At 41.0% G+C, this 11,211-nt stretch carries 13 protein-coding genes and 2 tRNA genes; 13 read left to right on the top strand and 2 right to left on the bottom strand.

What is annotated here, in order from left to right:
* The first annotated feature begins 82 nt into the window (after window positions 1-82).
* From AC37HE_RS06290 to AC37HE_RS06260, 7 genes are all read left to right on the top strand, one after another.
* Window positions 83-586, top strand: a complete 504-nt coding sequence (locus AC37HE_RS06290; RefSeq protein ID WP_500781939.1) for a class I mannose-6-phosphate isomerase — start codon at window positions 83-85, stop codon at window positions 584-586.
* A gap of 133 nt (window positions 587-719) precedes the next feature.
* Window positions 720-1,331, top strand: coding sequence for a ribosome biogenesis GTP-binding protein YihA/YsxC (gene yihA / locus AC37HE_RS06285; protein ID WP_500781938.1), 612 nt, complete (start codon window positions 720-722; stop codon window positions 1,329-1,331).
* A gap of 136 nt (window positions 1,332-1,467) precedes the next feature.
* Window positions 1,468-2,406, top strand: a complete 939-nt coding sequence (locus tag AC37HE_RS06280; protein ID WP_500781937.1) for a ribose-phosphate pyrophosphokinase — start codon at window positions 1,468-1,470, stop codon at window positions 2,404-2,406.
* A 115-nt stretch (window positions 2,407-2,521) separates the two neighbouring features.
* Entirely contained in the window at window positions 2,522-3,115 is a 594-nt protein-coding gene (locus AC37HE_RS06275; RefSeq protein ID WP_500781936.1) for a 50S ribosomal protein L25/general stress protein Ctc, read from the top strand.
* Between the two features lie 69 nt (window positions 3,116-3,184).
* Window positions 3,185-3,751, top strand: a complete 567-nt coding sequence (gene pth, locus AC37HE_RS06270) for an aminoacyl-tRNA hydrolase (RefSeq protein WP_500781935.1) — start codon at window positions 3,185-3,187, stop codon at window positions 3,749-3,751.
* A complete protein-coding gene (locus AC37HE_RS06265; protein WP_500781934.1) occupies window positions 3,751-4,161 on the top strand; it encodes an RNA-binding S4 domain-containing protein in 411 nt (136 codons plus the stop codon). The genes pth and AC37HE_RS06265 overlap by 1 nt, the downstream gene beginning before the upstream one ends.
* An 84-nt stretch (window positions 4,162-4,245) precedes the next feature.
* Window positions 4,246-4,788 carry a DUF4924 family protein gene (locus AC37HE_RS06260; RefSeq protein ID WP_500781933.1) on the top strand — a complete coding sequence of 181 codons (543 nt, stop codon included), beginning with the start codon at window positions 4,246-4,248 and terminating at the stop codon, window positions 4,786-4,788.
* 18 nt (window positions 4,789-4,806) lie between these two features.
* Here AC37HE_RS06260 and AC37HE_RS06255 read toward each other — a convergent pair whose 3' ends face one another.
* Both AC37HE_RS06255 and AC37HE_RS06250 read right to left on the bottom strand, forming a co-directional pair.
* On the bottom strand, window positions 4,807-5,214 hold the full coding sequence (locus tag AC37HE_RS06255; RefSeq protein ID WP_500781932.1) for a thiol-disulfide oxidoreductase DCC family protein: 408 nt from the start codon (window positions 5,212-5,214) through the stop codon (window positions 4,807-4,809).
* Entirely contained in the window at window positions 5,214-6,290 is a 1,077-nt protein-coding gene (locus AC37HE_RS06250) for an N-acetylmuramoyl-L-alanine amidase family protein (protein WP_500781931.1), read from the bottom strand. The genes AC37HE_RS06255 and AC37HE_RS06250 overlap by 1 nt, the downstream gene beginning before the upstream one ends.
* A gap of 108 nt (window positions 6,291-6,398) precedes the next feature.
* Here AC37HE_RS06250 and AC37HE_RS06245 point away from each other — a divergent pair, with 108 nt between their 5' ends.
* From AC37HE_RS06245 to AC37HE_RS06220, 6 genes are all read left to right on the top strand, one after another.
* Window positions 6,399-7,154 carry a 5'-nucleotidase C-terminal domain-containing protein gene (locus AC37HE_RS06245; protein ID WP_500781930.1) on the top strand — a complete coding sequence of 252 codons (756 nt, stop codon included), beginning with the start codon at window positions 6,399-6,401 and terminating at the stop codon, window positions 7,152-7,154.
* Window positions 7,147-8,070 (top strand): bifunctional metallophosphatase/5'-nucleotidase, encoded by a 924-nt coding sequence (locus AC37HE_RS06240; protein WP_500781929.1) that lies wholly within the window; start codon window positions 7,147-7,149, stop codon window positions 8,068-8,070. The genes AC37HE_RS06245 and AC37HE_RS06240 overlap by 8 nt, the downstream gene beginning before the upstream one ends.
* Complete coding sequence (gene lnt, locus AC37HE_RS06235; RefSeq protein ID WP_500781928.1) at window positions 8,067-9,656, top strand: apolipoprotein N-acyltransferase; 1,590 nt, start codon at window positions 8,067-8,069, stop codon at window positions 9,654-9,656. Before AC37HE_RS06240 ends, lnt begins: the two co-directional genes overlap by 4 nt.
* Before the next feature lie 569 nt (window positions 9,657-10,225).
* Window positions 10,226-10,314 (top strand) — tRNA-Ser (locus AC37HE_RS06230).
* Window positions 10,315-10,331: 17 nt separating this feature from the next.
* Window positions 10,332-10,406: transfer RNA gene (locus tag AC37HE_RS06225), tRNA-Pro, on the top strand.
* A gap of 174 nt (window positions 10,407-10,580) precedes the next feature.
* On the top strand, window positions 10,581-11,211 hold a 631-nt coding region (locus AC37HE_RS06220; protein ID WP_500781927.1), incomplete at its 3' end, for a phage integrase SAM-like domain and Arm DNA-binding domain-containing protein.

The raw sequence follows: 11,211 nt of genomic DNA, 5'->3' as shown, positions 1-11,211 counted from the left end.
GCGCTAAACTGAATTGTGGTTTCAACCAGCCAATTACAAAGGAAACTTATTTGCAGAAGCTGGAAAACAAAGAAATCATGACGTGCTGAACTTTGTCGAGGTTGATCCGAGTGATGTTTTCTTTATGCCGGCGGGCCGTGTTCACGCTATTGGCAAAGGCATTATGGTTGCTGAAATTCAGCAAACATCCGACGTTACCTACCGTATTTACGATTACGATCGTGTTGATGCTAACGGTAAAGGACGTGAGCTGCACACCGAGTTAGCTTTGGACGCCATCGACTTCACCTATCACGAAAGCTACAAAACAGAGTACAAGGCAGAAAAAAACGAGCGCACCGAAGTTGTAAAATGTGACTACTTCAATACCGGCATCCTTGAGTTTGACGCCCCTATTGAAAAAGATATTTATGGCTTAGACTCATTCGTTATTTACATTTGTGTTGAAGGTGAATACGAAATCAATACACCGCATCACACCGAGACCGTTAAAATGGGCGAAACAATCCTGGTTCCGGCATCTGTACACCAGTACAAGCTGAAGCCAATCAGCCCCAACGTAAAAGTATTAGAAGTACATTTATAAGAAGTCGTGAGTAAGGAGACATGAGTAAGGAGTGAGTAAAAACTCGATGCTCATGTCTTACAACTCATTTCTTCATTTTTATAGAATTCGGATACGATCCGAAATTATAGAGAATAAAATTTAAACAATACGAATGCTGGAAGTTAAAACAGCCCGGTTTTTAATGAGTAACTCGAGCGTACACAAGTGCCCCGAGCCAAACATGCCGGAGTTTGCCTTTATTGGTCGGTCAAACGTTGGAAAGTCATCCCTGATCAACATGATCACCAACCATAAGAAACTCGCAAAAACTTCAGCCCGTCCGGGAAAGACGCAACTGATCAACCATTTTGTCATTAACGACAACTGGTACCTGGTTGATTTACCCGGATACGGCTACGCCAAGGTTTCAAAAGATCAAAAGAATAAGTTTCAGGCCTACATTGCCGATTACATTATTAATCGGGCAAACCTGTACTGCCTGTTCGTATTGATTGACAGCCGCCACGAACCGCAAAAAATCGACATGGAATTCATTGAGTGGCTGGGCGAAAAACAAATCCCTTTTGCCTTAATCTTTACAAAATCCGACAAGCTGGGAAAAAATCAACTACAGAGCAATGTTGCTCACTATAAAAAACAAATGCTGAAGACCTGGGAAGAACTCCCTCCCTTCCTGCTAAGCTCATCAACAAGCGGCTTGGGCAAAGACGAAATCCTAGGTTTTATAAGCGAAACAGCACCTGAATTAAACAATATCGAATAGCGCTCCGGGGAGGAGCTAACAGCCTGAGGCTATGAAAGCAAAAAAGCGAAAGGACCGTGTCTTTTTTTACACGATAATTTGAAGTTTTTTTTACCTTTGCGACCATCTCCTAGGCACTTAATTAAAAACGTTAATAATGGGAAGCAAAAAACCCCTTAAGATTTTTACCGGAACAGCCACAACGTATTTAACCTCAAAAATTTCAAGCAGCATTGGTGTAGACCTTGGTAACTCAAGCTGCCCTGTTTTTGCTGACGGTGAGTTTGAACCATGCTTTGAAGAAACAATCCGTGGTTCGCATGTTTTCCTTGTTCAATCAACATTTCCACCCAGCGACAACCTGATGGAGCTTTTGTTAATGATTGACGCAGCCAAACGTGCATCGGCTTACAAAATTATCGCTGTGCTGCCCTACTTTGGTTTTGCCCGCCAAGATCGCAAGGACAAACCTCGTGTTTCAATCGGAGCCAAACTGGTTGCCGACTTACTTTCTGCGGCCGGCGTCGACCGTATCATCACTATGGACCTGCATGCAGATCAAATTCAGGGGTTCTTTAATGTTCCCGTCGATCATCTTTTTGCTTCGGCCCTTTTCATCCCATTCATCAAAAAAATGGGCTTACGTGACGTAGTAATTGCTTCGCCGGACGTTGGTGGTACCAAACGTGCCAACACTTACGCTAAAATGTTGGGTGTAGACATGGTTATTTGCCACAAATCGCGCGCTAAAGCCAACGTAATCGACAGCATGACATTGATTGGTGATGTTCGCGATAAAGACGTTATTTTGGTAGACGACTTAATTGATACTGCCGGAACTATAACGACAGCTGCCGGACTAATGATTAAAGAAGGTGCTAATTCGGTTCGTGCATTTGCTGCCCACGGTTTGTTATCGGAGCCTGCTTACGAACGCATCGAGAATTCAGCTCTTCAGGAAGTGTATTTCACCGATTCAATTCCACCGAAGAGAGAGTCTTCTAAAATCAAATATATTTCTGTTGCTGATGCATTTGGAGAAGCAATTATGCGGGTATATAAAAATGAGTCAATTAGCTCCTTGTTTTTCAAGTAATTTTATATCTTTGCACCGCTTTTTCCGCACGGCATGAAGTTATGTATGCTGTTTGCCCTTTCGCCGAAAAGGGAGGACTGAGTACCATAATTATTAATTTTTAGATTTATACAAGATGAAATCAGTAGCAATTACAGGCGAAGTAAGAACCGCCATTGGTAAAAAAGATTCAAAAAAATTAAGAGCTGAAGAAAAAGTGCCTTGTGTACTTTACGGTGGCGAAGAGCCAATCCACTTCCAAGCTGATGTTGCGGAATTCCGCAAAGTTATCTATACTCCAAATGTTTACCTGGTAAACTTAACTGTTTCAGGAAAAGAGTATACCGCGATTATGCAAGACGTACAATGGCACCCGGTTGATGAGCAACTTTTGCATGTTGACTTCCTGGCTATTGACGAGAAAAAACCAATTAAAATTGAAGTACCTGTAAAAGTTGAAGGTTACGCAAAAGGTCTTCGTGCCGGTGGTAAAATGAAATTGAACCTGCGTCGTTTGAAAGTTAAAGCTTTAGCAAAAGACCTTCCGGATTCAATTAAATTGAACATCACTGACCTGGACTTAGGTCAAAGTATCAAAGTAGGTCAAATTGAAGTTGAGAACATGGAGATCCTGAACTCAAAATCAATTCCTGTTGTAACTGTAATGATTACTCGTGCGGCTCGTGCAGCCATGAACGCTGCTGCAGCAGCTGCTACAAAGAAAAAGTAATTCAGCTTTTTCGGTCTGCAGTCTGACTGCAACGTATCAATTTACATTTAAGACTGATACTATTTAGTAATGAAATATCTGATAACTGGATTAGGAAATCCGGGTAAGGAATACGAAAACACCCGCCATAACATCGGGTTTAAAATATTGGACGCTCTTGCAGATGCGTCCAATATTGTTTTTAGCGATCGCCGTTACGGCTATGTTGCCGAATTTTCTTACAAAGCCCGGACCTTTATTTTATTAAAGCCAACCACTTACATGAACTTAAGTGGCAAGGCCGTTCGCTACTGGCTAAAAGAAGAAAAGATACCGATTGAAAACCTCCTGGTTTTAACCGATGATCTGGCTCTTCCTTTTGGTTCGTTACGCCTGAAAGGAAAAGGTGGGTCAGCTGGTCATAATGGCCTAAAAAGTATTGAAGAGTGCCTGGGCAGAGCCGACTATGCTCGACTTCGTTTTGGCATTGGTGACGACTTTCATCGTGGCCAACAAGTCAACCACGTACTTGGAGAATGGAGCAAAGATGAAGCTTTGGATCTGCCGATCAAGATCGACACCAGCATTGAAATCATCAAAAGCTTTGGCACCATCGGTGTAGCCAGAACAATGAACGAATTCAACAAGCGAAAGTAATGGAACAACAAGTACGAATCGACAAATGGCTTTGGGCAGTCCGGCTTTTCAAAACAAGAAGCCAAGCTACCGATGCCTGCAAAAAAGGTCGAATCATAGTTGATAAAATACAAGTGAAGCCATCACGAATGATTAAGATCGGCGATATCGTCCAAATCAAGAAGTCACCGGTAACCTATAGTTTTAAAGTGCTGGGGCTCATTGAAAAACGAGTGGGGGCTAAACTGGTTGCTGATTACATGGTCGATGTTACACCAAAAGAAGAACTGGAAGTTTTGGAAATGCAGAAACACATGCTCACCCTGCAACGCGATAGAGGTACTGGTCGCCCAACCAAGAAGGAACGCCGCGATTTAGACGATTTCTTTGAAACCGACGACCACAACGACTGGGACGATTGGGATTCTTAATTGATGAATGATTATTGATTATTCACTTCTCCCCTCTTTTTGAAAAATTGGAAATTGGATTGTAAACCTGGAACCTGAAGATATATGCTGATCGCAAAAGAAAAAAGGAAAACAAACATCGCTGAATACATTCTCTACATCTGGCAACTGGAAGATTTACTTCGGGCGCTAAATTTCGATTTAGAGAAAATAGGAGCAACACTGGTCGCCCAGTTTAAGGTGGACGAGAATACGCGTCTGGATATCTATCAGTATTATAAAAATATGGTTAGCATGCTGCAAAAAGAACAGCTAACCGAAAGCGGACATATTCAGGCGATTGTGAATTTAGCTAACGATGTGAATGAATTTCATCTCAACTTATTAAAATCAACTGCCGATCCAACATACAAGGCTCTTTACCAGTTTGCAAAGCCTTTACTCGACGAATTCCGCATGAGAAGTAATGATGTTGATGCACACGACATTCAGGTTGCACTACAGGAACTGTATAGCGTTATGCTGCTTAAATTGCAAAACAAACCAATTACACCGGGAACCGAACAGGCAACAACGCACATCAGTAAGCTGATCGCCCATTTAGCAGCGCGTTACAAACAATTCGAGGAAGGCGATTTTGAACTATAGCAGAAAACTTTCAACCCGCTAAAAAAGAAACCGATCTTTAAACGAAGCATCGGGAATAAAACACGAATTTCGTCGGCTGAACCAGCCAAAACGTTTTCGGGCAACCAAACGATACAGAGCATCGCGCCACGATTTCGGAATTATCCGTCCTATTAAAAGTAAAGTGTAAACGCCACCTATGTTTGCTGCGATTCTTAAAACAGCATCTGCGTAAATGTAAGCTTCCTCATTCTCGATTAAAACAATTGAATCCACCGATTCAGCAATTTGAAACTTTGCCCTCAACCGTCCGGCTTTTTCACTGCTGAGTGGTAAAAACAGAAAACGAGCTTTCGAATCCCGTTTTAGAATGTGCTGCACAAACCCGCTGCACAAGTGACAATACCCATCAAACAAAATGAGGCTTTTGTCTTCCGGAATTTCCATTACTTGTTGTTCTTAAAATCTTTGATTAATCCATCGCACAACCAATTAGCCACAGCCTGTCGGTTATCCTCCAGCATAAAACGCTGCTGGTCGCGACTATGATTTATATTCCCCAGCTCAATAAAAACAGCAGTCGGATAAGAGTATTTCAACACAAACAAATTACGTTCCGAAACGCTTCCATTATAACCTCTGTTAGGCTGGTAGTAATTATACTTCTCTTTGAAGGTTTGTTGCAGGTCGGTGGCTAATTTTTTACCGCTCGTACTACGTTTATCATGATAAAAGAAGACATCGATATTTTCGCTCTTACTTCTTGAGTCAACATGGATAATAACCAATCGCTGAAAATGGCCTTTATTCGCCAAATAAAGTTTGTTTACGGCATCTTTCCGCTGCCTCAACCGGGCCATTTGGCTTCTTGGGATAGCTACCCCCGGATAACAGACCTCACTCTGATCGTGGGACAAAATCCGGTCGCTGCGGATACCATCATTCTTATCCTGGATAATCATGTAAACCTTAGCCCCATGTTCCTCCAACACACGCGACAAGCGCAAGGTCACATCGTAGGCATACTCATCCTCACACAACAAATTATTTCCCAAATGCCCAATCGCACCGGGATCGGGGCCGCCATGGCCACTAACCAAATAGTAAACTGCGCCGGACAAGTCCTTATCTTCAATGGTCACCTTCTCATACTTACTTCCATAAAGTTTATTTGTCAGAGTTGGCTTACTGGAATTGGTTTTCTCCGCGTTACGGGCTTCAGCAACCGGCGCTGCATTATTCGCTACCTGAGTTCCGGAAACGGGCAGCCGATATGTTCGGCCAATATACACGGCATTATTCTTCCCAAGATTCTCCTTATTCAAACTTATAAATTTGTTCAAGTACTCACCGGGAGACAAACCATTACGCTTTAGTATTGAATAGATCCCGTCTCCTTTTTGAGCTTTCACAGTCGGGTAATCCTGACCATGAGCATTAAGCACACAGAAAAAATTTAACAGTATTATCGCAGCTAATTTGGACACTTTTAGGAGGAAATAATTTACTTTTAACTCTTTCATGTTTTTCTTTGTTAAAATAACAACCGTGCCTAATTCAGAAAGTTTAATAATAATCTCTGTTTTCAGGAGAAATTAGAAACGACTTAAAATTTGACTTTATTCAGCCTTATGTATAGAATAGTTTACTTAATCGCTATTATTTCAGTACTTTCTTCTTGTAAAACTAAGTTGATTGTAACTGATTTCAAAGCAGACAACATTCCAAATTATCAAAACATTTCAACCATTGATTCTTCAATTGTAAGCTTTGTTAGTCCGTATACCGACGAGATAAACAAAGAAATGCAACAGGTAATAGCTGTGAGCAACGTTCCGCTAGTCAAAAAAAAACCGGAAAGTTTATTGACAAACTACCTGGCAGACATCCTTTTATACGAAGGGCAGATGTATGCCTCGAAACACCAGGCTCAACCTATACCAAGTGTTGCTTACCTGAATTACGGAGGACTTAGAACCGACTTGCCCAAAGGCAAAATCACTGTTGGTAAAATTTACGAACTAATGCCTTTTGAAAATGAAATGGTTATTCTTCGACTCAAAGGAGAAGACCTTTATGCCATGGCTGATATGATTGCAGCCAAAGGTGGTGACAGCGTAGCCGGCATGGAGCTAAAGATTAAGGCTGGAAAAACGGAGTCCTTTTTAATTAACAACCAACCAGTGGATCGAAATGCTCAATATTTCCTGGTAACAAACGATTACGTAGCCAATGGTGGGGACAATATGTCGATGTTTCTTAACCGAACAATGTTCATCAACACAGGTATCAAACTAAGAGATTGTTTTATTGATCACCTGAAAAGAGACTATCTCGCAGGCAAAATAATTTCACCAAAATTAGACGGGAGAATTACGAATGAATAGCAGAAGACAATTTTTAAAGCGAGTGGCTGCAGCATCGGCCGGAATAGCTGTATGCAATATCCCAAAGGCTGCCTTTGCACAAAATGATATTAAGAAGTTGACCATACTTCACACCAACGACATTCATTGCCATATTGATCCGTTTTCGCCAACCAACCCAACCTATGGAGGCAAAGGTGGCTTAGCCCGTTTGTCTGGCCTAATACAGCAAATTCGTCAGCAGGAAGAAAATGTCTTATTGCTCGACTCCGGCGATATGTTCCAGGGAACGCCCTATTTCAATTATTATAAAGGTGAATTGATTTTAAAAGTAATGTCGGAAATGGGTTTCGAAGCGTCAACTTTGGGAAACCACGAATTCGACAATGGGCTGGATGCTTTGAATAAAGCGCTCGACAATGCCCGGTTTCCTTTTATCAACAGTAACTACGATTTCTCGCAAACCAGACTTTACGATCGTTTCAACCGCTATGTTGTCTTTCGGAAAGATGGTCTCAAAATTGGCATCTATGGTCTGGGTATAGAACTACACGGATTGGTTAGCGAAAACAATTACGAAGGAACGATCTACAATGATCCGGTAAAAGTTGCCAACGAGATGGAAGCTTTCCTGAAGATCGATAAAAAATGTGATTTGGTAATCTGCCTATCTCACCTTGGTTATCAATACAAGGAGAACAAAATATCTGATCGTACATTAGTGCCACAAACCAAACATACTGATTTGATCCTTGGCGGTCATACACACACCTTCCTGGATAAACCGGTTGAAATGAAAAATGTCGAAGGAAAGAAAACAATCATCAACCAAGTGGGATGGGGCGGTATGGTTTTAGGCCGCTTGGACTTCTATTTTGATGCTGCTGGTAAAGAAGCGCCTCTTGCCTACTCTCAATCCATCCTGAACCAAGGATGAGGCCGTATTTAAAATATACTTTCCTATCGGTTCTATCATCCGTATTACTAAGTATCCCTTGGTTGGGGATTGGCCCCGGCTGGATACTTTTGATAGCATTTGTGCCTTTGTTCATCCTAGAGGAAAAACTAAGGTTCGAACAGCCTTTAAACCACTACCTTATCTTTAACTATACTTTCCTGTGCTTTTGGCTTTGGCACGCAATAACGGTATGGTGGGTAGTTCAGGTTACAGTTTGGGGAATGCTTTCGCTATCAATAGCTAATGCAGCCATAATGGCACTTATCTGGTGGTTATTTGCACGAATGAAAGCGGTATTTAATAACCAACTTGCCCTGATAGCCTTCGTGTCGCTATGGCTTAGCTTCGAATTTCTACACCATCGTTGGGAAATTGAATGGCCCTGGCTATGCCTGGGAAACGGGTTGGCTGCAGAAAACAAAATCATTCAATGGTATGAATATAGCGGTATTGCCGGAGGTACCTTATGGATTCTTTTATCTAACATATTGCTTTTCTCCATATGGAAAAGATGGAACGCAAAATCGTATTCTGCCTCAACAGGTCAATTATCCTTGTGGATCATGTTAGTTATTATTCCTGTCTTTTGGTCTTTAAAAAAGTATTCAAACTATACTGAAAACGGAGAAGCAATAGAAGTCGCTATTTTGCAACCCAATATTGATCCCTTCACTGAAAAGTTCAGCGGAATGACTCCCGAAAAACAATTGCAAATCTTATTAACGTTAACGGATTCGATCGTAAAGCCAACCACACAATATGTTGTCGGACCTGAAACCTGCTTACCCGAAATAAATGAAAATAGCAACCTGACTATCAATCCATTCATCAAACCATTTTGGGAACGAACTGAGAAATTTCCTAAGTTGAAATTTATTTTGGGAGCAATGAGCCGAAAGAATCTCCCAAGTGATACTTTTTCCTACACAGCACGATTTGACAGCTCATCCACCCAATGGTACGATTTATACAATTCGGCAATACAAATCGACTCTTCCTCCAGATTCCAGTTCTACCACAAAAGTATTTTAGTAGCCGGAGTTGAAAAGATGCCATTTCAGCGCTACTTTAGGTTTCTTAAATCCCACAGCCTCGACCTGGGAGGTACCACCGGCAGCCTTGGCATCCAAAACGAACCAACGGTCTTCACTTCAAATCATATTGCAGCACCAGTAATTTGTTTCGAATCACTATTTGGCCAATACTTGGGTGGATTTATAAAAAAAGGAGCTCAGTTTTTTGCTGTAATTACAAACGATGGATGGCTACCACGCCCATCGGGCTATCGCCAACATCTGAATATTTCGCGAATCCGGGCAATCGAAAGCCGACGAGGCATTGCACGTTCTGCCAATACAGGCATCTCTGCTTTGATCAACCAACGGGGCGATATCGTAAAAAAAACGAGATGGAATAAAAGAACAGCAATTTCCGGATCAATTCACCTTAACCAGGAACAAACATTCTACAGTAAATACGGAGACTACATCGGGCGAATCGCCTTGTTTATGGGCAGCTTATTACTTCTTTATTTCTTGTCACGAACGTTCATTCGGAAACAATAAAAAAATCCGCACTAATTCGATTGCGCAAAATCCCTGAATAACAGGATTTGAGTGCCGAAACGATCAGACTTCCACTGGTAGCGAACTACTCATCCGGCAGTTGCCGAACTACAAGGCCTGTCTTTACATTCCAAAAGCTTTCTCGGTTTAATGTAAACTGTTGAATTTGCCAATAATGAACTAATGCGGAAATATCTTTTGTTAGAACGTTTTCTTACTTCAAAGATAGAAGCAAAAGCCCTACTCTCCAAGCAAAATCAGTGTTTTTATAACATTCGGACCTTATATATTTGATTTCTAATGTAATCATTTCTTAACTGCCAAACAGCCCTAAACAATGTCCATCTTTTAGCGTAAAAAGGAACCTTCAAAAAAAATTATTTCATTTCAATCTGAGAGTCAGAGGCCTTACGAAAAAGGCTGTAAAAAAAGTGATTTTTTAGACTGTTTTGTTTTGCAGAAGTAAAAACTAGTTCTATATTTGCACGCACATTCAGAGAGGGAAACACCTCGAAGATACTGAGTTCTAAAGGTAATTAAAGGAGAAGACATTTAGTCACGATATTTCAGGAGAGATGGGTGAGTGGCTGAAACCACCGGTTTGCTAAACCGGCGTACGGGTCATTCCGTACCGGGGGTTCGAATCCCCCTCTCTCCGCGTTAAAAATATTTTCTCGGGATGTAGCGCAGTCCGGTTAGCGCACCTGCTTTGGGAGCAGGGGGTCCCAGGTTCGAATCCTGGTATCCCGACTTAAATTAGAACCTTGATAATCAATCGACATAGATGAAATTATCAAGGTTTTTTTATGTCCTTATTAAAACCCAAATTGCACTTTTCTGCACATTTTACCACGTTTAAACATCTTTTTTCACAACTTTGCACTAATATAGTTTGCAAATGTTTGCAAAAATCAAGTTGATTTAATGGCAGTAATAAAGGTCATACTGGACACGAGACAGGCAAAAAAGGACAAAACCTACCCAATAAAACTCTACATATCTCACAAAAGAAAAGCGAGACTAATTGGGCTGGATATTTCAATTCCTGAAAAGAATTGGGATGAAAGCAGTAATGAAGTAGTAGAAATGAAGGAATCACCAAGGCTAAACCGAAGAATTAAAAACAAACTGATAGCAGCCAAAGGGATTATTGCATTGCTACAATCTCAACAGAAACTTCAAAAAATGGATATATCGGAATTAGTTTTCCGTATAGAAAATCAAAACGAAGAACCAGAGCCGGATAAATATTCCTTTTTCAATCACATTCAATACTATATTTCAAATTGTAAATCTCCGAATACAGCAGAGATCTACACTGCAACGATGAAGAAAGTGCAAGCATTCGCCAGGGACCAGGACATAAAAAATTTGACTTTTGATGAAATAAACTATGCATGGCTAAAAAAATTTGAGAAACATCTCTCCCAAAGCTGTTCTGTCAATTCAATTGCCATACACATGCGAAATATTCGCGCGGTTTTCAATGATGCCATTAACGAGGAGAGAATAAGTCAAAATTTGTATCCATTCAGAAAATTCAAAATCCAAAAAG

This window comes from Mangrovibacterium sp. (assembly GCF_059905295.1).
Note: the sequence above shows the minus strand (reverse complement) of the source record. Positions and strands in the feature narration are given on the sequence as shown.